A 23,193-nucleotide genomic window follows, 5' to 3' on the forward strand; every position below is an offset into this window, starting at 1 on the left:
CTATTCGTCTATTCGTCTATTCGTCTATTCGTCTATTCGTCTATTCGTCTATTCGTCTATTCGAGCAGAGCTTAAAGAAAAATAGAAAGCGAACAAAGGTATAAGTTAGTAAACTAATTAGACTAGTTCGTCGCTTTTGAATCTGATGAATTAGCTGCTTTCGTTGCTTCTTCAGCAGTTTTCTTACCAAATACCGTATCCATCATAAAACCAATACGCTTAGCTGCATTACCAAATTTGTTTGGGTTAGCCGTGTATGGGACTTTAAATTCTACTTCACCTACTCTTTGTCCGTTCTGATAAGCATTGATCTCCGCTTGCTTTAAGAACAACGCTAAGTCCCAGCTCCAATGGCCTTCATACTCCAATGTCAGCTTATCAAGATCGTGCTTCGACTTATCAGGTACGACGGTGTAGGTATAATCGTTATCTTGCAGCCACGTTTCCATAGTATTTAAAAACCCTTCACGTGTTTCAGCGTCTTTAACGATAACAACATCAACTTCAGTCGTAGGTTCTGGAATCGCGCTCCCAGTGTAACGAGGGGCTCCACAACCAGCCAAAATTAAAACCGAAAGCGATAATAGTAGGTATTTTTTCACGTTATATATCCATTAACAGTTAACTGCGTGAATGATACCACATCAAAAAAATGACATATTATATAAGCAAAGGTTAATCAGACATTCCTTGTTACATAAGGCACTAAAAAACAACGAAAGAAAATGCGAAGGCTATGGGTCTCCTTTGATGAACATTTAAACCATCGCATCATTGAATGCATCACAAGGGATATCATGGAAAAGACACTTCAAACCAAACTGGCGACTAGCCTACTACTGCTGAGAATCGGCATTTTTATCGTCTTCTTGTTCTGGGGCTTGGATAAGATCCTTGTCCCTGAGCACGCGACAAAAGTACTGTCTGGCTTTTACGGCATCGACATCTCGAACAATGCGATGATGGCTCTGGGTGTCGCGCAGCTCGGATTTTTAGGCGCATTCGTTGTAGGCATGTGGAAAAAGTACACCTACGGAGCCATTTTAGTCCTGCATGCAGGCTCACCTTTCCCTCTTTTGGAAAATACATGGACCCGTTCAACAACCTACTGTTCTTCGCCTCTTGGCCAATGCTCGCAGCCTGTATTGCGATCTTCTTACTTCGCGACTACGACACTTATAGCGTTTCCAACTAACACAAAGGGCGCCGTTATTGGCGCCCTTTGTGGTTTGCTTGGTTCTTATCAACCTAAAATACTCTGTTAGCTGTATGACCCTATTTTACATTTCTATAAGTTACTAGAAAACCTGTCAAACCTATTGAGAGAGCAGCAATACATACTCCCCTCAGTATTGCATCATTGAGATAAGCTGAGTAGAAAAGCATTGCAATAAATGCACTACATGACACCAAAAAAGGTGCAATTGAACGATGGGTAAAACGTGAAGTATCAACCACACTATAACGATCTAGAACAAAATCCAAGAGCAAGAGCATGTGCATAACAAACAAAACATTTAGTACTGGAAGTACCCAGTAAAACCAACTATCTACAGGAAAGCTAAATAGTTGAACAAAGGTAAGGTGAGCCAATATAAAAAACAAAATACTTTTCCAACCATTCGAACTACTTTGTACTCTAATGCGGTATGTTCGTCGGGCGACAGAAGCAAGTGGTTTGGCTGAAGAAACCCAAATAGCCAACCAAACTATAAGTAATACCATGGTTCAAGAGCCTCTAAATTAAGGTTTACGCAGCTATTTTGAATTAGATATCTAGAACTATTATCCCTAGATATCGACACTTTACGCCTTGCTAAGGTGTGAGCAACCCAATACCTTAGCGTCCGCATAATACCTTAAACACATAAACCAACGCATAGTAAAAATGCCACGTGTTGCGAATCACTCTTAAGCAACTTGTTATACCGCTTGATTGAGGCTAAAATGACCAAAATAAAGACCACTTAAGAGACCTATTAAATGACCACTAGAATTTTAGCCGATGTTGCTGCAAGCATTACTGAGTTGAAAGCTAACCCTATGAAAGTTGCAACTAGTGCTTACGGTGAACCTGTTGCTGTACTGAACCGAAATGAGCCAGCATTTTATTGCGTACCAGCCGAAGCGTACGAAATGATGATGGACAGACTCGAAGATCTTGAACTACTAACTATTGCGAAAGAGCGTGAATCTGAAGAGAGTATTTCGGTAAATATTGATGACCTATAAACTCGACTTTAAAAAGAGTGCACTCAAAGAGTGGAAAAAGCTTGGCTCAACGCTTCAACAACAATTTAAGAAAAAGCTAATCGAGCGTTTAGATAACCCGCATGTTCCGGCTTCAAAACTCTCTGGAGCTGACAACATGTATAAGATTAAGCTGCGCCAATCGGGCTACCGTCTCGTCTACAAAGTTGAAGACGATGTCATCATTGTAACCGTCTTAGCAGTCGGAAAACGCGAACGTAGCGATGTTTACCGTAAAGCTATGAAAAGGTTAGATGATTGATTGCGGTATCAACGCCGCATTAAGCGGACTAAAATGGTGGGTTATAATGTGTAGCGAAACGAAACGTAACCCACTGTTTTTGTTACGTTTAAACGCCTTGTTAGTTTTATTTGATCGTGAATAAAGTAAAATTCAGTTGGTTATAATTTTTTGTAGCCAAGGCCCAATTTTTCCAGATTTCAACTCATATATGGCGATAAAGAGGCCAATGATTAGAGAGCAGAGTAACAGTGCATTTTCAATATCTAGCTTACCGTCATAGTCAAATAGCATATCGCGAGTAACTAACTCAAATCCCGCAATTATACAAAAACCGATAAACGCAAATACGCTTAGCTTCCAAAGAAAAGAAGCAAACACTCGAACGGACTTTTTAACACTAGAAACTTTAATATCACCTACAGACTGAACAGCTTCTTTTAGTGTTTTATCTTCATTTTGATTGGTCATAGTTACCTCTATATACTCACTTTAAAACTAACGCCCACATTAAGGGGCTAAAAATTGTTTGCTAAAATGTGTAGCGAAGCGAAACCGAGCAAACTGTTTTTAGTCCCGCTTTAATTGCTTGTTAGTTGCTGTGGTTTAAAACCACCTAACTTAACAATAAGTTACCACGTTTCCATACCTTACGGAAGAACCAAAAAACTTTCCCGTACTACGCACCGAAGTCCGAACTTTGAGCCTTAAAAACTAAAGCTAGTTTGAACTTGTAAACGTGAAAGGCGAAAACTGGCTTGGGCAAAAAGGAAGAGTAAATTGAACGGCACTTCCATTGCCAAACCAAAGATTGAACCAGACACGAAACTACGTGTAAAACACTAAACTCGCAAATAAATAATACTGATTTAGTGCGGGCAACTAGCTCTGTTAAGGTGTGAGCAACGCAATACCGATGCCGCTGCATACCACCTTAAACACTAAAACCAACGCATAGTAAAAATGCCACGCGTTGCGAATCACTCTTAAATGCTTTGTATGGATAATAAGCACTCCAATCGGGTAATGTGAGACCCAGGCTTTAGCTGCAACTAAAGCTTTCTATGTAGTAGTTCGTTTAAACGCTGGCTCCTCTATCGAGAGACCGATAACAAACATGAACGCTACATAGGACTTCAAGCATAAACCTCGAATAGTCGACTGGGTCTCGAACCCGCATTACGCAAGCATGAGTTAGCTTATTATGAATACCAAAATCAATCAAAGCATCAACGTTGGAGTTGATACCGGCAAAACACAATTAGACATCCACATCAGGCCACTAGACCTATTTTTCTCAGTAGAGAACAATGATAAAGGCATCAAAAAAGCACTCAAAACGATTAAGAGTCACAGTCCTGAACGAATCGTTATTGAAGCAACAGGCCGATTAGAAATGCCTTTTGTTCTTGCATGTGCAGAGGCTCAATTACCTATTGTCAGAGCAAACCCTGTCCACATAAAACGGTTCGCTGGTGCTATTGGCCGCAGAGCCAAAAATGATCGTTTAGATGCAGAATTGATTGCTCACTATGGAGAAGCAATCAAACCAGCTCTTACTGTCATAAAGCCAAAAAACATACGCCTAATGAGTGACTTAGTCATTCGCCGAAACCAGTTGTTATCCATGCAAACCATGGAAAAGAACCGAATCCAGATACTTCCCGCTTCTCTCCATCCGACTATCAAACCGATGCTAACCACGATAAAAAATCAAATCACCAAGTTAGAAGAAAAGCTCGTTAAACTCATTGAAGATAGCCCTGAATATCAGGCTAAAAACACAATATTGCAGAGCGTCCCTGGAATAGGAAACATTGCCGCTGCATCAATAATTAGCAACGTACCAGAACTTGGCTACATCACAAATAAACAAGCGGCATCACTAATTGGTGTCGCTCCAATAACACGCGAAAGTGGGCGCTACAAAGGTAAGCGCGTGATCCAAGGCGGTCGAGCGCAAGTACGCACAGTGTTATATATGGCAATGATGTCAGCCATGCAATGTAACCCCGTATTCAAAGCAACTTATGCTCGACTTGTAGCTGCCGGAAAGCCTAAGAAAGTCGCAATAATCGCGTGTGTTCGAAAGATGGTTGTGACTCTTAACTCTATGCTGAGAGATGGCGCCATGTGGGATGAAAACACTGCCAAAAATTAATCATTGACGCCATAGTCGTTTGTTAGCCCACCGAGTTAGAGCAATTTTGACATCCCCGAAGCTTTCCTCGTAATACCACTTGCTTGAGCTTCGCTTTCACCTGTTTGGATAATATCATTCAATAGGTCAGAGAACTGAGATGGCGCTCTTTGCAAACGCATACCAAAATAAGTCCCATTGAACTGCAGGTCTTCAACATCTATGTTATTTCCATAACCTACGATTCTTGACGTAGAGCTACCTAATACATACCACCCAAAACTTGAAGCTAGCTCAGTCAGAACATATAAACCAAAACCCGAGTTATCAAACTTGTTATCTTCTTCACTCATGTTCGTCGTTCGGGAAACACCTGGTTTGATCGCCAACTGGAGACTTTCTGCATCTGTTATACACCCTTGAGACTCTTTGAGAGTATTAGCGATACCAACCCCCTCATCGACCACCGTGATTTCAACTTGTCCATTCCACCAACGCTGTCCACACACATAACACTCTGTTGCACCGGAATGCTCAAACACGTTTCTAATTATCTCTCTGAAGGCGTAGTTATAAAGGCGATTTTCCTGAGTATCCTCTAAAGTGCCAGAAACGACTTTAGCAAGTCCACGCACGGCAGACATAATATCTTCGTACCACTTTTCTAGAACTAGTTCACCAGCCGAAAAATCCGGTTTAGTAATTCTAGTTATTGGCAAATATGAGGATGAACCTCGGGCTTCTCCCACTTGTTTACCACAACCCATATGAATGAAATCGAAGAAACCAACGTGCATCAAATAGGAGTGCACATTAGACACAGTATCATCTCCAGCTTTTCTAGTTTTAATACCTCGCTTATGCCTAGACATCACCCAACCACGGATTTTCGAACCAGCCACCAACATAGCTGTTGGCTTTGAATAAGTAAGTGTCGAGCAGTCTAAACAAACATCTGGAGTGTCTTGATGCTCATCTAGTGTTTCGAAAAATTCTGAAAGAGTATCTCTATCAAACCTGCTCGGAAAATATATTGTTGTCATTATGTTATTTCCATAGAACTTTATTATTAGGTGGGCTAACAGCTATATTAGACAGAATAATTCTATATTTTGTCCCTGAAACAATTCTGTCTAGTTTCCAAGACACACTACACTTAGTCTAATAACTCATTTAATAACATTATCTTACCTACTTATCTTCGTATCAAACATGACGAAAAGCAGAAATTTTCCATATAGTTTCTGCAAAATGCAGAAAACTCCCTAATGTGTGAGTAAGCCGCAGTTCAGGCTATGAAGGTTGTATCTTGGAAGTTGTATTCTCAAACAAAAACGCCGACGTAATTGTCGGCGCTTAACTTTAGGTATTAATAGGTTAGAGGTAGTTACTACTTCGCCATAGTACTCAAAAATTCGGCTTCGAACTCTTCATCGGCTTCTCGGGTTAGGCACTCCACCAGCCATTCAATGCTTTGATGGTCGAGCTTACTGTTCACCACGAAGGCTTGCTTTACGCCAGACTGACCCAGCTTGGCAGAGCCGTAGTTCTTGAATGATTTATTGCCATGATAATGGAGTGATTTAATCGCTTCTGCGTTGGGTTCTGGCAATGCATCGAGGGTGTTGGCAAGCTGAATCACCAACTCCATTGGGTTCTTGGATGATGAGATGCGATACAGAAAACCGCCCTCCACTCTTTGGCGTACCCAGTAATCAAAGCCGCTGCAATCCATCACCTTGTCACTGACCAGTGCCGCTTCGCTGCGATAGCCACACGGCTCTACCACAACAGGTGTGTGTTTGAATTCTGGTTGGCCTGATGCGGCATCGGTATGAGGCAAGATCAAGTCACACGGTTTGCTGTCTTTGGCGGTCGGTGCATTCCAGTGAATCGGCATGAAGACTTGTTCGCGGCGCATCTCTTTGGTCACCACTAAGCGGGCTTGGCACTCCCCTTGTGCGCTGCGCACTTTCACCACCGGATTAATAGTGACGTGGTTGAAGGCATCTAACCCAAACTCGTCTAAGCCAAGCTCTGCAACCGTATCTGGATGCATAGCGACAAACGGTTCTGGGGTGTGCTCACCTAAACCTGCCGCCAAGCCAGTGCGGCTCATAGTGTGCCATTGGTCTCGGATTCGGCCTGTGTTCATGATAAGTGGGAATTCAAGGCTGGTATCGGCAATCGGTTTGTCGTGCTCGACTGCAATAAACTGCGCTTTACCAGATTCAGTAAAGAACTCACCATTGGTGAACATGCGCTGTTCGATGACCTCTGGCTGATACTCTAGCACTGGCCATTGCTGTGGAGTGAGTTCGCCATAGCCTTTCTCATCCAGTTGCGTGAGTCCAATTAAGCACAAGTCACGCGCTTTACCTGTTTCATTGCCGAGCGCTGTCATCTCGCAATACTCTTTGAAGATCTCGCCTTCGTGGCGGTAATCAAACTGATCGTTGAACCCCATTTTTTGTGCGACTTCTTTTAAGATCCACCAATCAGGTTTGGCTTCCCCTGGGCTTGGTAATATACGGCGTTGGCGTGAGATTCGGCGCTCAGAGTTAGTCACAGTACCCGACTTCTCGCTCCACCCTTGTGCGGGCAGCACCACATCAGCCAAGCGAGTGGTTTCCGTATCAGCAATACAATCCGACACCACCACAAATGGGCACTTCTCTAATGCGGCTTTGATCTTTTCACTGTCAGGCAGGCTCACGACTGGGTTGGTTGCCATGATCCACACAGCCTTGATTTTGCCTTCATTCATGGCATCAAACAGGTCAATCGCTTTTAAACCCGCATGTGTGGCTAAGCTGTCGGTTTGCCAGAACTCGCTCACCGTTTGGTGTGATTGCGGATCACCAAATTCAAAGTGCGCTGCTAAAGTATTGGCTAAACCGCCCACCTCTCGCCCGCCCATTGCGTTCGGCTGACCCGTTACAGAGAATGGCCCCATACCCGGCTTACCGATTTTTCCTGTGGCTAAATGGCAGTTAATAATGGCATTCACCTTGTCACACCCTTGTGTCGATTGGTTCACGCCTTGGGAGTAAATAGTCAGCACCTTCTCGTTCGATGCAAACAAGCTATAGAACTGTTTTAGCTGTTGCTCTGTTAACCCTGTGAGTTCAGGAACGCTTTTGTCGCCCCAGCCTGATTCGGTATAGCGATATTGAGTCGCAGATCGAATCGATTCAGTAAAGCCTTGAGTGTGGTTTTCTATGTAGTCTGTATCTAGCTTGTCGTTATCGTCGAGGTAGCCCAATAAACCATTGAACAACGCCACGTCTGAGCCGGATTCCAATGCCAAGTGAATGTCTGCGATTTCACAGGTGTCGGTATAACGCGGGTCGATGACGATGACTTTCAATGCAGGGTTGGCTTGTTTTGCGGCTCTTAACCTTTGGAAAAGTACCGGGTGACACCATGCTAGGTTCGAGCCTGTAATCACGACCAGATCGGCTTGCTCGAGATCTTCATAGCAAACCGGCACTGTGTCTGCACCAAATGCACGCTTATGCCCGACCACGGTTGAAGCCATACACAGCCTAGAATTACTGTCGATGTTGCCACTGCCGATGAAGCCTTTCATCAGTTTATTGGCAACGTAATAGTCTTCGGTAAGCAGCTGACCAGATACATAGAACGCAACCGAATCGGCCCCAAATTCTTCGATGGTTTGATTGAATTTGTCTGCGACCAACTGAGTGGCACTGTTCCAATCTAGCTCTTGTTTTTGCTCATTCTGAATATGAGCAGGCTGTGTAAGACGACCTAAAGGCGTGACGGTGTCGCCGAGCGCAATCCCTTTAGTGCATAGCTTTCCATAGTTTGATGGATGATCTTTATCACCACGCACTTCTAGTTTTCCTAACGATGTCGGTCTCGCTTCTATTCCACACCCTACACCACAATAAGCACAGGTCGATTTTATCCAGCCGCTGTTTGAATCGGTCATCCGTTTCTCACTCAATTATCCATAATTGTAATAACTAAAAATAAGCAAATAACACGCCACTTAATAGCAGCTGATGAATAGCAAATAATTTCATCTAAAAACAATAACTTAATAAAAACACAAATATCAACAACGAACCAAACAGAACTTAACCAAGATAGAAACTTAATTTTTGCACCATCTTGCAGAAAGTTGCACCACAAACGCTCATTTATATAAATATAACAAAATTTTTACATACCACTTTAGGGGTAATTACGTGCCACCTGCAATTTTTAAATCACTGAAATATATATATTAAATTTTATTTAAATGAACAAATCGCAATCTGGCATCCTCCTTGCTCCACTAAAAACCAAGACTTAGAAAAAACATTTTTGTTTTTCTTGATGATTATGAATTGAGTGGAATCTCAACCCGGTATTCATCTGCTAACGACTAGAAATTAGATGCTAGTGATGGTGGCGCCGAGAATAAGGAATGGATTATGAGCAAGAAGAAAATCGTCGTTGTTGGTAACGGCATGGTTGGACACAAATTTATCGACAACATCCTGCAATCAGACAGTGATGAGTTTGATGTGATTACTTTTAGTGAAGAACCAAGGCTGGCCTACGACCGTGTTCAGCTGACGGCTTACTTTAATGGTAAAAGCGCTGATGACCTGTCATTGACCAGTGAAGAATATTACCAAAGCAACGGCGTGAACTACTTGTTGAATCAGAAGGTTGCCAAGCTAGACACCGCCAATCAACAAGTCATCACTGAAAGTGGTCACGTTGAAAGTTACGACAAGCTAATCTTGGCGACCGGCTCATTCCCTTTTGTTCCCCCTATTCCCGGTAACGACCAAGAACACTGCCACGTTTATCGCACCATCGAAGATTTAGACGCCATTGAGCTCTCAAGTAAAGGCAGCAAATCGGGCGTGGTGATTGGTGGTGGACTGCTGGGTTTAGAAGCCGCAAACGCAGTCAAAAACCTTGGCTTAGAAACCCATGTCGTGGAATTTGCACCTCGCCTGATGGCCGTACAATTAGATGACGGTGGCGGTGCGCTACTGCGCAGAAAGATTGAAGACCTTGGGGTGCAGGTTCACACCGAGAAAGCGACCTCTGAAATAGTCGACGGAGAAAACGCTCGCTACCGTATGAACTTTGCAGACGGCACCCACCTTGAAACCGATATGATCGTATTCTCTGCCGGTATTCGCCCTCAAGACGAACTAGCAAGAAGCTCTGATGTCGAGATTGGCGAACGCGGCGGTATTGTCATCAACAATCACTGTCAAACTAATATCGACAACGTCTACGCCATTGGAGAATGTGCGCTTTGGGACAACAAGATCTTCGGCTTAGTGGCCCCTGGTTATTCGATGGCAAAAATCGCGGCTTCGCATATTGTCTCTGACGGTACTGACGACGCTGCATTCACTGGCGCAGACATGAGCACCAAGCTCAAACTGCTTGGCGTCGATGTTGCCAGTATTGGTGAGGTACACGGCAAGACAGAAGGTGCTCAATCGTATACTTATAACGATGAAATTGAACAAGTTTATAAGCGCCTGATCATTTCGGCTGACGGCACAAAGATTGTCGGTGCAGTATTGGTCGGTGACGCAGAAGCCTACGGTTCGCTACTGCAAATCAAGCAAAACGATATGCCCCTTCCTGAAAACCCATCAGTGCTAATTTTACCTAACGTGGCCGATGATTCTGGCTCTGCAATGGGTGTTGAAGCTCTGCCTGATAGCGCTGTGATCTGTTCATGTTTTGATGTGACCAAAGGCGATATTAAAGAGGCCGTTTCAGCTGGCTGCACCACGATGGCTGCATTGAAAGAAACCACGAATGCTTCAACAGGTTGTGGCGGTTGTGCTGCCCTTGCGAAACAGGTTCTCGATAGCGAGCTAAGTAACCTAGGTGTGGAAGTCTCTAACGATATCTGTGAGCACTTTGCGTATTCTCGCCAAGAGCTAACTGACATCATCCGCGTCAACAAAATCAAGACCTTCGATGAGCTGTTAGATTCTCACGGAAACGGATTAGGTTGTACTGTGTGTAAGCCAGCAGTCGGTTCGATTCTGGCTTCGTACTGGAACGATTACATCCTCGAAGATCAACACATCGAACTGCAAGACACCAACGACATCTACCTTGGCAACATGCAAAAAGACGGCACCTACTCTGTGGTTCCGCGTATTGCTGGCGGTGAAATCACTCCAGATAAATTGATCGTGCTTGGCGAAGTCGCTAAAGAGTTCGACCTGTACACCAAGATCACTGGTGGTCAGCGTGTCGACTTGTTTGGCGCGCAACTTAACGAACTGCCGATCATCTGGAAAAAGCTAATCGATGCTGGTTTTGAAACGGGCCATGCTTACGGTAAGTCAGTACGTACCGTGAAATCGTGTGTCGGTAGCACTTGGTGTCGATACGGTGTCGACGACAGTGTTGGCTTAGCGATTCGACTAGAAAACCGCTACAAAGGCTTACGCTCACCACACAAGATCAAGTTTGCGGTTTCTGGCTGTACGCGCGAATGTGCAGAAGCACAATCAAAAGACTTTGGCATTATCGCAACCGACAAAGGTTGGAACCTCTACATCTGTGGTAACGGCGGTATGCGCCCTCGCCATGGTGACCTTTTCGCGACCGACCTTGATGAAACCACCCTGCTGCAATACATCGACCGCATTCTGATGTTTTACACACGTACCGCGGATCGCCTACAGCGTACATCGGTATGGATGGAAAACCTTGAAGGCGGCATTGAATACCTCAAGCAAGTCGTGATTGAAGACAAGCTCAACGTTGCTGAAGAACTTGAGGCCGATATCGCCCTCAACATCGAAAAATACCAGTGTGAGTGGAAAACCACCATCGAAAACCCTGAAAAGATGAAACGCTTCCAGCACTACATCAACAGCGAAGAAATGGACACTAGCCTGTCATTCATCAAAGAACGAGAGCAGCGTTTTCCTAAGCCGAGCTTGAGCTCTTCTTCCGATTCAAAACGCGATGAAAAGCTCGCTGAAGCAGACCAAATCGAAGTGACTGAGGTTTCATAAATTTCATCAGGTTCATCAGGTTCATCAGGTTCATCAATAAAAAAATAAAAACTCAATTTTAGACTAGGAGAAAGTCATGGAAAATTGGACAACCGTATGCAGCACCAGCGATCTAACCCCAAACGGGGGAATTTGCGCCAAAGTAGACGATAACCAAGTGGCTATTTTTTACTGCAAGCGCAGCGACACGCTTTATGGGCTCTCTAATTACGACCCTATCGGCAAGGCGAATGTGATGTCACGTGGTATAATTGGTTCATTAAGCGGAGAACCTTACGTGGCCTCACCCTTATACAAGCAGCATTACCACTTAGAAACTGGCGAATGTCTTGAACAGCCTGAGCTCAAGCTCGTGAAATTTGAAGTTCGCAAGCAAGGAGAACAAGTTCAAGTTCTCGCACCACTTGCTATCGCCAGTTAACTAAACCGCCGACACCATCATGCAAACGCTTATTAGCGTGCGCAATTTCGGCACAGGGTTTATGCACATTAAAAGCGTTCTAAGTTCGGAAGTAACGCAGGTGCACAAACCGGGTAATTTTCCAGATTTAAAGGATTTAAACCATGGATAACACTAAATTTTCGCTGCTTTCATTTACGGGTAAGATGAAGGTCTTACACCTAAGCTGGATGGCCTTTTTCATTACCTTTGTTGTGTGGTTCAACTTTGCCCCACTACTGCAAATGGTAAAAACTACGCTTGGTCTTTCTACTGAAGAGATCAAAACCCTCCTGATCCTCAACGTTGCATTGACCATTCCGGCACGTGTCGCAATAGGCATGCTAACCGATAGATACGGCCCAAGGTTGGTTTACTCTTCGCTACTCGCGGTCTGTTCTATCCCTTGTTTCATGTTTGCTCTGGCAGACTCTTTCATTCAAGCAGCAATCGCTCGTTTCCTACTGGGCTTCATTGGTGCAGGTTTCGTTGTCGGTATTCGTCTTGTGTCTGAGTGGTTCCCACACAATGAACTGGGTACGGCTGAAGGTATTTACGGCGGCTGGGGTAACTTCGGTTCAGCAGCGGCAGCATTCACGCTTCCAACTCTCGCTCTAGCATTTGGTGGCGAAGACGGCTGGCGTTATGCGGTCGGTATTACTGGCGTAATGAGCTTAGCGTTCTCGTTTGTGTTCTACAAAAACGTAACGGATACACCAAAAGGTTCTACTTACTTCAAACCAGCTCAAGTAACGGCAATGGAAGTGACATCAAAGGGTGACTTTTTCTTCCTACTTATTATGAAGATCCCAATGTATGCCGCTTTAGCGCTACTGACATGGAAGCTATCACCAAGCAACATCAACATGTTATCTGACATGGCGGTTTACTCTGTGTATGCAGGTTTGGCTGCGCTTTACGTGTACGAAGTGTCGCAAGTTTGGAAAGTAAACAAGAACGTATTTAAAGAAGAAGTACCAGAGATTCACCAATACAAATTCAAGCAAGTGGCGGTACTTAACTTATTGTACTTCGCGACATTTGGTTCTGAACTGGCTGTGGTTTCTATGCTGCCACTGTTCTTCTCTGAAACCTTTGAATTAACACCGGTTCTTGCAGGTATGGTTGCATCGGCTTATGCCTTTATGAACCTAATGTCTCGCCCAGGTGGTGGTTGGATTTCAGATAAATTCGGTCGTAAACCAACACTGCTTATTCTAACGATTGGCCTTGCGGTGGGTTACTTCGCAATGGGTCAAGTCGACAGCACATGGCCTGTATGGCTAGCAGTTGTCGCGGCGATGGCGTGTTCTTTCTTCGTGCAAGCGGGTGAAGGTGCGGTATTCGCAACGGTTCCTCTAATCAAGCGTCGTATGACAGGTCAAATTGCTGGTATGACGGGTGCTTACGGCAACGTGGGTGCGGTAGTTTACCTAACTGTGTTGTCATTCGTGAGCTACCAAACCTTCTTCTTAGTGATTGCTGCAACAGCGGTACTTGGCTTTGTGACTCTGCTGTTCATGGAAGAGCCTAACGGTCAAATCGCCGAAGTAAACGACGACGGCAGTGTCACGCTGATTAATGTTTCAAGCTAGGGTCTGTACTAAGAAGCATTGATATTATTGAATCGGGAGAGGCACCTTAGCGGATACATCAATGCTAGGTGCTTCGTTCAAAGGCTCTAAGTTCACTAGGGCTTTTGTTCTTCCTAGGATGTTCTATCAAGGAAGCGGGAAGAAGAGCAGTTAAGAAGAAGACAAGTTATGACAATTTCATTCAGCCAAGGGCAAGTCATCACGCCAGAATCCAACAACCAGTTAACGCTTAAGTTTGGTGGTTATTCGAATCAAGGCGTACGTGATGAAAACCAAGATGCCATCATTGTAAAACACCCTAAAACTCGCGCAGAGCAAGAGTTGAAAGGCAGTGTTGCCTGCATTGCAGACGGAGCAAGTTGTAGTGAACACGGCCAGAAAGCCAGTCACACCAGCGTGATGCAGTTTATCGACGACTATTACGCAACCCCCCAAAGCTGGAGCATTCAACGTTCGGCGCAAAAGGTCTTAACGTCCCTCAATTCTTGGCTCTTCAATACGTCTGTTTCTAATATCCATCCCGCACAACAAGTGAACCACAATGCCCTCGTTTCGACGTTCAGCAGCGTGATATTAAAATCGAACACCGCACATATCTTCCACGTTGGCGACAGTCGCATTTACTTACTCAGAGATGGAGAATTACGCCAACTGACCCGCGACCACACCCGTAAAAATATGGGACAGAAGCATTATCTTACACGCGCCTTAGGCATGGACAACCAACTCAACGTTGACTATCAAACCCTGCCTATCAAGAAAAACGACTGCTTTATCCTGACATCTGATGGCGTGCACGAGTTTGTATCTCCCAACACCTTCAAAGAACACATCGATAAACCCGGAGCGGATTTCGAATACGCAGCGCAAACCATCTGTAACACCGCTTTAAGCCACAATAGCTCAGACAACGTGAGCTGCTTGATTGTGCAAGTCAGCCATCTGCCTAAACCTTCGCTGATTGAATTCCATGAGAAGCTGGCTAAACGGGCAATCCCACCCGCTTTAAAGCTCGGGCAAAGTATCGACAACTTCATGGTACTTGAGGTGTTGTATGCAGGTTCAAGAAGCCATGTGTATCGTGTAATGCAGAAAGAGACACAAACCGAGTTCGTGCTGAAAGTCCCTTCTGTTCAATATCACGATAGCCCTTCTCAACTCAGAGCTTTCTTTAATGAACAATGGGCGGGGATCTTGTTAAAAAATAAGAGGGTAATGAAGGTTTACCCGACGCCAGAGAACTCGCAATTCTTATACCAAATCTGCGAATGGGTAGAAGGCATCACGCTAAGGCAATGGATGTACGACAATCCAAAACCGTCACTCAATGAAGTACGTGACATACTAGAAAAGATCACTCAAGGCATTCGAGTATTGCAACGTGCAGATATGGTGCACCGAGACTTAAAGCCCGAGAACATCATGATTCAACGTGATGGTGAGGTAAAAATCATCGACCTTGGTGCGGTATTAGTGAGAGGCCTTGAAGAGGGAGAGCTCACTGACAAGGACGACACACCATTAGGCGCGGTCAATTACATTGCACCCGAGACCATCAAGCACAACAGCGCGACCACCAGCTCTGATCTGTTCTCTATCGCTGTAATCGGCTATGAGATGCTAACCGGTGAATTACCCTACTCTGAAATGACCGCACAATCGCTTAAGCAATCTCGTCACCATCAATGGGAATACCAACCCATCACACAGAAACGAGCTGACTTACCAAGCTGGGTGGATTTGGTATTACAAAAAGCCTGCGCGGAATCACCAAGCGAACGTCATCAAGTGTTAGGGGATTTTGTGGCAGACCTTTACACACCAAACCAAAGCTTGGTGAAAAGCAAAGCCAAGCAACCTTTGATAAACCGAAACCCAATCCAGTTTTGGAAAGTGTTGGCCTTGTTGCTCGGCATTGTTGCCATTGTGGAAATGGGCTTATTGCTGAGTTCAAATTAATTACAGGTTCGAGCTAAGTGCCCAAGTCCAACCTAGCTTGTGTAAACTAACTGGAATTAGCCTCGTTTTACTAAGCTTCTTGGTACTAACTCGATACCCGCTTGGTAACGTTTAGCAGACGCGTTCAAAGCAAGTGCAAAGGCGCTGTCTGCAATCACTTCGAATTGCTGTGGCAATGAATGAACTTTAAAAGGTAAGAAGTCCAATAAACGGTTATCACCAAAGGTTGCCAGTTTCACTTGCTTTATCAGCTCTGGCTTTTCAACCATCACATCCAATACACCTTCTAGCAAAGTGTAAGACATAGTGACAATCGCATCGGGCACTGTGCCTTTGGCAATCCAACCCTCAAAAATCTCACGTCCTGATTCTCGGTCAAAGTGCTCGCCATAACCGACAACCATCGGCTTGTTTTCGGTTAGCCCTGTTTGTTGAGTATGTGCTTTATTCGCAGCTTCAAAACCGAGCTGACGTTCACGTGAAATGTTCAGATCAGGCAGTGCTCCAATCAAACCAACACTATGAATACTGTCATCAAGAATCGAATGAGTCAGTTCAAATGCAGCCTCGAAATCTTCACTGATCACGCAGGCAAAGTGCTCATCATCTAAAGGACGGTCTATCGCGATGACTGGCGTACCTGAGTTTTGTAGCTTCAAGTAAAACTCATTAGCGTCTGCCATTGAGCTCGCCACCAGCAAGGCATCGATACGACGGCTTACCAAGGCTTCAGCGACCTTTCGCTCGGTTTCAGCGTCATCATCTGAGCAACCAATCAAAATCTGATAGCCCACTTTACGTGAGTTCTGCTCTATCAATTTTGCTAAACGCGCGTAACTGCTGTTTTCCAAGTCAGGAATAATCAAACCAAATGAACGGCTATTACCAGCGCGCAACGACGAAGCAGCATGGTCTGGTCGGTAGTTATACTCTTCCACGACTGCCATTACTTTCTGCTGAGTCTTTTCACTGATTCTGTATTTCTGCGCCTTGCCATTAATAACATAGCTGGCTGTCGTTTTCGACACACCGGCTAGTTTGGCAATCTCATCTAGTGTCATATGGGTGACCTGTATTTTGTGCGTAGGATCATATAACCAATCTTCTGATCCTTGGATTAGTTGAATTATATGCTGAATCGATTCAGTATAAAAGCTGAAAGGATTCAGCAAAATCTGAAAAGTGACTTCAATCATCCTTTTGAATGGATTGAGCGTCATTTGTCGTGATTCAGCTTCTTGTTGTTAACGAAACTGAAATTACGACACGCAGCAAAACTATTTTGAAAACCAAAATCGGCTTTGCTGAATTTTTTTACACTGAATGCTGAACCGATTCAGCTAATATAAAACAAAGAGTTAAGCAACAAGTTAAACTCCATGAATCTTGCTCTAGACTGAATCGTAGCGATACACAAATTCTCAAGCGATACGCTAAAGAGGCACCATGCTTAAATTATCAAAATCTGACATCACTCTAGGCCAAACTGCCGAAGACAAATTCAAAGCTATCCAAAACATTGCTGGCGACCTAACCGCGAAAGGCTTAGTTGACTCTGGTTACGTTGAAGGAATGTTGAACCGTGAAAACCAGAACTCTACGTTCCTAGGTAACGGCATCGCGATTCCTCACGGCACAACGGACACGCGTGGCCTAGTAAAAGAGACAGGCGTTGCGGTACACCACTTCCCTGAAGGTATTGATTGGGCAGACGGCAACCGTGTTTACGTAGCAATTGGTATTGCAGCGAAATCTGACGAGCATTTAGGCATTCTTAAGCAGCTAACGAAAGTGCTAGCGGCTGACGGCGTTGAAGAGAAATTAAAGCAAGCGAAATCAGAAGACGAAATCATCGCCCTACTTAACGGCGAAGTTCAGCTAGAAGCAGACCTAGACGCTTCTTTAGTTCAGCTACTATTCCCTGCGAGCGACATGGTTCAAATGTCTGCAGTTGCGGGCGGCCTACTTAAAAACACAGGTTGCACAGACAACGCATTCGTTGCTGACCTGGTAACGAAAACACCAACTCACCTAGGCCAAGGCCTGTGGTTGTTGGGCAGCGACAAAGGTGTAACTCGCACTGGCGTATCTTTCGTTTCAACAGCCAACCATTGTGAATACGAAGGTACACCAGTTAAAGCATTGGTCGCATTTGCTGCTTGTAACAGCGCGCACCAATCTATTCTAGCAAACCTAAGCAAGATGGTTTTCGAAGGTAAACAGCAACAACTGCTAGCCGCTGACGCAGCGCAAGTGATTGGCCTTCTGAAAGGTGAAGCGGTTTCTACAGCGTCTCAAGACGACGACAACTGCGCAGTCTTCAAAATCAAAAACGCACACGGCCTACACGCTCGTCCAGGTGCAATGCTAGTCGCTGAAGCGAAGAAGTTTGAATCAACAATCCGCGTGTCAAACCTAGATGGCGACGGAAAAGAAGTGAACGCGAAGAGCTTGATGAAAGTGATCGCTCTTGGCGTTAAACACGGCCACCAACTTCAGTTTGTTGCTGAAGGTGATGACGCAGCACAAGCACTTGAATCGATTGGCAAAGCTATCGCTTCAGGCCTTGGCGAAGGTTAAGGAGTCGATATGTCTGATAAACAAATCAAAGCCGTTACTGTAACGCTTAACCCTGCTCTAGACCTGACAGGCGCTATCGACGCACTAAATGTAGGTTCAGTTAGCCTAGTAAACAAAGGCTCTCTGCATGCAGCGGGCAAAGGCGTAAACGTCGCAAAAGTTCTTTCAGAGCTTGGCGCGAAAGTGACCGTAACAGGTTTCCTTGGTCGCAATAACGAAGAAGCGTTCTGCCAACTGTTTGAACAGATGGGCGCAGCTGACCGCTTCATCCGTGTTGATGGCGCGACTCGTATCAACGTGAAGTTGGTTGAGAACTCAGGCCAAGTAAGCGACATCAACTTCCCAGGTGTGCCTGTTGATACTGACTCGATTAAAGCGTTCGAAGAAACCCTATTAGAACTTGCTGAAACGCACGATTACTTCGTAATTGCAGGCAGCTTGCCACAAGGTATCTCTCCTGAGCTTTGCGCTTCTTGGGTTCAACGCTTACACGATTTAGGTAAGAAGGTGCTATTTGATAGCAGCCGTGACGCACTTAAAGCCGGTATCAATGCACAACCATGGTTAATCAAACCAAACGATGAAGAGCTGTCTCAGCTGTTCAATGCAGAGCTGACAACTCGTGACCAATGCCAACACGCGGGCCAAGCCCTAAGTGAAAAAGGCATCGAGAATATCGTGGTATCACTTGGCGCTGAAGGCGTGATGTGGCTTAACCAAGGTGAATGGTTACATGCTCAACCACCGCGCATGCAAGTAGTAAGCACGGTAGGCGCAGGTGACACATTGGTTGCTGGTCTATGTTGGGGTCAAATGCAACAGATGCCAAAACCAGAACTTATTAAATTCGCAACCGCCCTATCTGCTCTAGCAGTTTCACAGGTAGGCGTGGGCATCACCAGCCAACAAGAGCTGGATTCAGTACTACAAAATATCCAATTACAGGCGCTTAGTGCTCCAACTAGCCAGTTAGACACAAGCAAATAGGACAAAAGGTTTATTATGAATATTACCATTATCACAGCTTGCCCTAGTGGCGTAGCAAACAGCATCATCGCCGCAGGCTTGTTAGAGCAAGCGACAAAAGCACTGGGTTGGAACGCCGCTATTGAATGTCAATCAAGCGTGCTACCTGACTCAACCGTATCGCAAGACACTATCGACAGCAGCGACGTTGTGGTTATCGCAGCCAACACCAACGTTGATAAAGCGCGCTTTGTCGGCAAGAAAGTGTACCAAGCGGCTATCTCTGAATGCACTGCAGATGCAAAAGCGTTTCTAGAGAAAGCGGTAGTAGAAGCAACAGTACTAGACGCTTCTCAAGTTGAAAGCACTGTTGAAGTGACCGGTACCTCTCCAAACTCTTCTACAACAGCAAGCACAGGCAGCAAGAAGATCGTAGCGATTACGGCTTGCCCAACGGGTGTTGCACATACCTTTATGGCAGCTGAAGCGCTTGAAGCAGAAGGCAAACGCCTAGGTCACCAAATCAAAGTGGAAACTCGCGGCTCTGTAGGTGCGAAAAACCAACTGACAGACCAAGAAATCGCAGACGCTGATCTAGTTATCATCGCAGCAGACATCGACGTTCCTCTGGATCGTTTTAACGGCAAAGCGCTGTACAAAACTACAACAAGCCCTGCTTTGAAGAAAACAAAGCAAGAGATGGAAAAAGCATTCGCAGAAGCTAAACCATACCAACACACAGCGTCTTCAAATTCAGCGCCTGCTGACGAGAAGAAAGGCGTATACAAGCACCTGATGACAGGTGTATCTCACATGCTTCCTGTGGTTGTTGCGGGTGGTTTGATCATCGCACTCTCTTTCGTATTCGGTATCGAAGCGTTTAAAGAAGAAGGCACACTGGCAGCAGCACTGATGACTATCGGTGGTGGTTCTGCATTCGCACTGATGATTCCTGTTCTTGCTGGTTTCATTGCATTCTCGATTGCCGACCGTCCGGGTCTGGCTCCAGGTCTAATTGGCGGTATGCTGGCTAGCTCAACGGGCGCAGGTTTCCTAGGTGGTATCGCGGCAGGTTTCATTGCAGGTTACTCTGCAAAACTCATTGCCGACAAGGTTCAACTTCCACAGTCAATGGAAGCCCTCAAGCCTATCCTGATCATTCCGTTTATCGCGAGTTTGTTCACTGGTCTTGTGATGGTTTACATCGTAGGTGGTCCTGTTTCTGGCGTGATGAGCGCGATGACAACTTTCCTAAACAACATGGGTACGTCTAATGCGATTCTTCTAGGTGTGATTCTAGGCGCAATGATGTGTTTCGACCTTGGTGGTCCGGTAAACAAAGCCGCTTACACATTCGGTGTTGGTCTACTGGCTTCGCAAACTTACGCACCAATGGCGGCTATCATGGCAGCAGGTATGGTTCCAGCTCTAGGTATGGGCCTTGCGACTTTCCTAGTGAAAGACAAGTTTGAAGCAGGCGAGCGTGAAGCAGGTAAAGCATCATTCGTTCTTGGCCTATGTTTCATCTCTGAAGGTGCAATCCCATTCGCAGCGAAAGATCCAATGCGTGTTATCCCAGCTTGTATGGCAGGTGGTGCACTAACAGGTGCTCTATCAATGATGTTTGGTGCACAGCTAATGGCTCCACACGGCGGTCTATTCGTACTACTGATTCCTGGCGCTATCTCTCCAGTACTTATGTACCTAGTAGCGATTGCAGCAGGTACGCTAGTAACAGGCTTTGGCTACGCAGCACTTAAAAAGATGAGCGGCTCTAAAGTAACGGCAGAGGCTTAATCCCCCTACTCTGGTTAACGGTTCAGCCCGATAACCAGAGGCTCTTGATAACCGGTTTCTTGGTAAAACGGCTCCTTAAAACAAAGGCTCCTCATTTGAGGAGCCTTTTTATTGTTCATGTATTTTCCGGTCGGAATGAGTTAAGTACAATATTGGTATATTTGATTAGCTAGTAAGCGTTTCTTCAAAGACACCCAATTCACGACCAAGCCAGATCGCTCGTACTGTGTGATCCAAAGTTTCTTCACCGCCAGTTACAGGGTGAATAAGCACCGACATATCACCGCGTTCTTGCTCAAGCCATTCAACAATGCCCGACTCTTTGTTCGCAAAGTGAATCTCAAACATTGGCATCTTATGTGGACCAACCAAACGCTGTATTAATGGGAAAACCTCTAATACATCTTTACGTTCCGCTAAAATTTTCTGACGCAGTGTTTCTGCTTGCTCTGCAAATCGCAGAGGGAAATAGATATGACCGTGGTACATGGCACCATCCTTTAGAATTATGATGTCGCGATTTTATACCTAAACCGCCTTTAATAGCTAAATCTAAATAAGTGGACTTACTATGGAATAAATCCGTAGGAACAAAAAACTAGAGTTTGAGTTAACGTTGGCCGCTAAAACAAACTCTAGAGATACTGGTGTCGACTATCGTTTTAAAATCACTACGGGCGTAGCTTTAAAACACGGTCAATGTCTTCTGCAGAATGGCGCTCTGGTACTTGCTCCCACTCTTCGCCAAATGAACGGTTAACCACTCGACCGCGCTGGAAACCTTCGCGCGCTTCTAGTTGCTTCGCCCAGCGCACAACGTTGGTGTAAGACTCAACTTGTAGAAATTCGGCTGCGTCGTAAATTTTGCCAAGTACTAAGTTACCGTACCAAGGCCAAATCGCGATATCTGCAATAGACAGCTCTTCACCCGCAACGAAAGTGCTGTTAGCAAGTTGCTTGTCTAACACATCTAGTTGACGCTTAGCTTCCATTGCGAAGCGGTTAATTGGGTACTCTTGCTTTTCATCCGCGTAAGCGTAGAAGTGACCAAAACCACCACCTAGGAATGGCGCAGAACCTTGTGCCCAGAACAACCAGTTAATGGTTTGTGTTCTTGCTGCCCCTTTTTTTGGTAAGAAGTGACCAAATTTTTCTGCTAGATGCATCAAGATAGATGCCGATTCGAATACATTCACGTCTTCGTCACCAGACTTGTCGACAAGTGCTGGTATTTTGGAGTTTGGATTCACGCCAACAAAGCCAGAAGAGAACTGATCAGCCTCACCAATGTTGATCAAGTACGCATCATATTCAGCTTCTTTAACACCCGCCGCTAACAACTCTTCCAGCAAGATAGTGACTTTTTGACCGTTAGGTGTGCCAAGAGAATACAATTGAAAAGCATGGTCACCAACAGGAAGCTCTTTATCAAAGCGAGCTCCAGATTCAGGACTATTGATGTTTGCCCACTTGTTACCACCAGCAGTATCGTTAACCCAAACTTTTGGCGGAGTGTATTGTTCTGACATGATATTTCCTTATTAATATAGGGTCTCACAAACTGATATTAGGTCACATGCCTGCGGTTAAAACCCCTGAATACGATTTATTTTCAAACTGTTAAGCATGGCTTATTCCAGAAAGACATAACCCGCTTAAGCGTTAGTGTGTAGAAGGTAAGTCTGTATTCAAACTTCAATCTAATATCGATAAGTCCACTGCATCATTTAGCAATGATTTTACGAACGACATACCGACAGCTTCAAGAAAGCTGTGATAAAATCGGGGTATTACAATTGATAAGGATTTGGCAATGTCTTCTGATTTCACAGGTTCGAGTGCAGCGTATGCTCGCCAAGAGAAAGGCTACCGCGAAAAAGCACTAAAACTGTACCCTTGGGTTTGTGGTAAATGTGCGCGCGAATTTGTTTACTCAAACCTCCGAGAGCTTACCGTTCACCACGTGGATCACGACCATACAAACAACCCTGAAGATGGCAGCAACTGGGAGCTACTGTGCCTGTACTGTCACGATCATGAGCATTCAAAATACACTGACCATGAGCGTTATGGTGTGGATGCAAAAGCGAGTTTAGATGATCATCAGTCAGCGACACACAACCCGTTCGCCGATCTCGCTAAGATGATGAAGAAATAACACACCTTCAGAGTAGTCTTTGGTAGATGGTAACTGCTAG

19 protein-coding genes and 1 pseudogene are annotated in these 23,193 nt (G+C 45.0%); 12 read left to right on the forward strand and 8 right to left on the reverse strand.

Features of this window, described 5'->3' with window-relative positions; genetic code table 11:
* Window positions 1-122: 122 nt before the first annotated feature.
* On the reverse strand, window positions 123-602 hold the full coding sequence (locus AB6E54_RS03345; protein ID WP_017068825.1) for an Sbal_3080 family lipoprotein: 480 nt from the start codon (window positions 600-602) through the stop codon (window positions 123-125).
* Window positions 603-797: 195 nt separating this feature from the next.
* On the opposite strand from AB6E54_RS03345, the pseudogene AB6E54_RS03350 reads away from it, so the two are divergent.
* A pseudogene (locus AB6E54_RS03350) lies at window positions 798-1,195 on the forward strand (hypothetical protein).
* Between the two features lie 80 nt (window positions 1,196-1,275).
* Here the strand turns inward: AB6E54_RS03350 and AB6E54_RS03355 are convergent.
* On the reverse strand, window positions 1,276-1,725 hold the full coding sequence (locus tag AB6E54_RS03355; protein WP_372105960.1) for a hypothetical protein: 450 nt from the start codon (window positions 1,723-1,725) through the stop codon (window positions 1,276-1,278).
* A 258-nt stretch (window positions 1,726-1,983) separates the two neighbouring features.
* Between AB6E54_RS03355 and AB6E54_RS03360 the strand changes: the two genes are divergently transcribed.
* Together AB6E54_RS03360 and AB6E54_RS03365 are read left to right on the forward strand one after the other, a co-directional pair.
* Window positions 1,984-2,232: a type II toxin-antitoxin system Phd/YefM family antitoxin gene (locus AB6E54_RS03360; RefSeq protein ID WP_004730320.1), complete on the forward strand. Its 249-nt coding sequence runs from the start codon at window positions 1,984-1,986 to the stop codon at window positions 2,230-2,232.
* On the forward strand, window positions 2,222-2,512 hold the full coding sequence (locus tag AB6E54_RS03365) for a type II toxin-antitoxin system RelE/ParE family toxin (RefSeq protein WP_005377002.1): 291 nt from the start codon (window positions 2,222-2,224) through the stop codon (window positions 2,510-2,512). The genes AB6E54_RS03360 and AB6E54_RS03365 overlap by 11 nt, the downstream gene beginning before the upstream one ends.
* A gap of 132 nt (window positions 2,513-2,644) precedes the next feature.
* On the opposite strand, the gene AB6E54_RS03370 is transcribed toward AB6E54_RS03365, so the two are convergent.
* The gene (locus tag AB6E54_RS03370; protein WP_372083446.1) at window positions 2,645-2,962 is read right to left on the reverse strand and encodes a hypothetical protein; all 318 of its coding nucleotides are present in this window, start codon (window positions 2,960-2,962) and stop codon (window positions 2,645-2,647) included.
* 733 nt (window positions 2,963-3,695) lie between these two features.
* On the opposite strand from AB6E54_RS03370, the gene AB6E54_RS03375 reads away from it, so the two are divergent.
* Window positions 3,696-4,652: an IS110 family transposase gene (locus AB6E54_RS03375; protein ID WP_017064050.1), complete on the forward strand. Its 957-nt coding sequence runs from the start codon at window positions 3,696-3,698 to the stop codon at window positions 4,650-4,652.
* A gap of 35 nt (window positions 4,653-4,687) precedes the next feature.
* On the opposite strand, the gene AB6E54_RS03380 is transcribed toward AB6E54_RS03375, so the two are convergent.
* Window positions 4,688-5,674, reverse strand: coding sequence for an ATP-binding protein (locus AB6E54_RS03380; protein WP_372105958.1), 987 nt, complete (start codon window positions 5,672-5,674; stop codon window positions 4,688-4,690).
* Window positions 5,675-6,021: 347 nt separating this feature from the next.
* Window positions 6,022-8,604 carry a molybdopterin oxidoreductase family protein gene (locus AB6E54_RS03385; protein ID WP_372105956.1) on the reverse strand — a complete coding sequence of 861 codons (2,583 nt, stop codon included), beginning with the start codon at window positions 8,602-8,604 and terminating at the stop codon, window positions 6,022-6,024.
* 472 nt (window positions 8,605-9,076) lie between these two features.
* On the opposite strand from AB6E54_RS03385, the gene nirB reads away from it, so the two are divergent.
* The 4 genes from nirB (at window position 9,077) to AB6E54_RS03405 (ending at window position 15,652) form a co-directional block, all read left to right on the forward strand.
* The gene (nirB, locus tag AB6E54_RS03390; RefSeq protein WP_372105954.1) at window positions 9,077-11,659 is read left to right on the forward strand and encodes a nitrite reductase large subunit NirB; all 2,583 of its coding nucleotides are present in this window, start codon (window positions 9,077-9,079) and stop codon (window positions 11,657-11,659) included.
* A 76-nt stretch (window positions 11,660-11,735) separates the two neighbouring features.
* Entirely contained in the window at window positions 11,736-12,080 is a 345-nt protein-coding gene (gene nirD / locus AB6E54_RS03395) for a nitrite reductase small subunit NirD (RefSeq protein WP_012600889.1), read from the forward strand.
* 143 nt (window positions 12,081-12,223) lie between these two features.
* On the forward strand, window positions 12,224-13,693 hold the full coding sequence (locus AB6E54_RS03400) for a NarK family nitrate/nitrite MFS transporter (RefSeq protein WP_372105952.1): 1,470 nt from the start codon (window positions 12,224-12,226) through the stop codon (window positions 13,691-13,693).
* A 168-nt stretch (window positions 13,694-13,861) separates the two neighbouring features.
* On the forward strand, window positions 13,862-15,652 hold the full coding sequence (locus tag AB6E54_RS03405; RefSeq protein ID WP_372105950.1) for a protein kinase domain-containing protein: 1,791 nt from the start codon (window positions 13,862-13,864) through the stop codon (window positions 15,650-15,652).
* Between the two features lie 56 nt (window positions 15,653-15,708).
* On the opposite strand, the gene cra is transcribed toward AB6E54_RS03405, so the two are convergent.
* On the reverse strand, window positions 15,709-16,713 hold the full coding sequence (gene cra, locus AB6E54_RS03410; RefSeq protein ID WP_372105948.1) for a catabolite repressor/activator: 1,005 nt from the start codon (window positions 16,711-16,713) through the stop codon (window positions 15,709-15,711).
* A 385-nt stretch (window positions 16,714-17,098) separates the two neighbouring features.
* Between cra and fruB the strand changes: the two genes are divergently transcribed.
* Genes fruB through fruA form a run of 3 tightly spaced genes read left to right on the forward strand, consistent with a single transcriptional unit; the run spans window position 17,099 to window position 20,995 of the window.
* Window positions 17,099-18,232 carry a fused PTS fructose transporter subunit IIA/HPr protein gene (gene fruB, locus AB6E54_RS03415; RefSeq protein WP_372072848.1) on the forward strand — a complete coding sequence of 378 codons (1,134 nt, stop codon included), beginning with the start codon at window positions 17,099-17,101 and terminating at the stop codon, window positions 18,230-18,232.
* Between the two features lie 9 nt (window positions 18,233-18,241).
* Entirely contained in the window at window positions 18,242-19,219 is a 978-nt protein-coding gene (gene pfkB, locus AB6E54_RS03420; RefSeq protein WP_136974407.1) for a 1-phosphofructokinase, read from the forward strand.
* A gap of 15 nt (window positions 19,220-19,234) precedes the next feature.
* Window positions 19,235-20,995, forward strand: coding sequence for a PTS fructose transporter subunit IIBC (fruA, locus tag AB6E54_RS03425; protein WP_372105946.1), 1,761 nt, complete (start codon window positions 19,235-19,237; stop codon window positions 20,993-20,995).
* 165 nt (window positions 20,996-21,160) lie between these two features.
* On the opposite strand, the gene AB6E54_RS03430 is transcribed toward fruA, so the two are convergent.
* Window positions 21,161-21,484 carry a DOPA 4,5-dioxygenase family protein gene (locus tag AB6E54_RS03430; RefSeq protein WP_017060873.1) on the reverse strand — a complete coding sequence of 108 codons (324 nt, stop codon included), beginning with the start codon at window positions 21,482-21,484 and terminating at the stop codon, window positions 21,161-21,163.
* 182 nt (window positions 21,485-21,666) lie between these two features.
* Window positions 21,667-22,524: a glutathione-dependent disulfide-bond oxidoreductase gene (yghU, locus tag AB6E54_RS03435; RefSeq protein ID WP_017067033.1), complete on the reverse strand. Its 858-nt coding sequence runs from the start codon at window positions 22,522-22,524 to the stop codon at window positions 21,667-21,669.
* A 284-nt stretch (window positions 22,525-22,808) separates the two neighbouring features.
* Here yghU and AB6E54_RS03440 point away from each other — a divergent pair, with 284 nt between their 5' ends.
* Entirely contained in the window at window positions 22,809-23,153 is a 345-nt protein-coding gene (locus AB6E54_RS03440; protein WP_017060876.1) for a YajD family HNH nuclease, read from the forward strand.
* Window positions 23,154-23,193: the final 40 nt, after the last annotated feature.

Origin of the sequence: Vibrio sp. 10N.247.311.49, assembly GCF_041467655.1 — a bacterium.
Lineage (GTDB): Bacteria > Pseudomonadota > Gammaproteobacteria > Enterobacterales > Vibrionaceae > Vibrio > Vibrio crassostreae_C.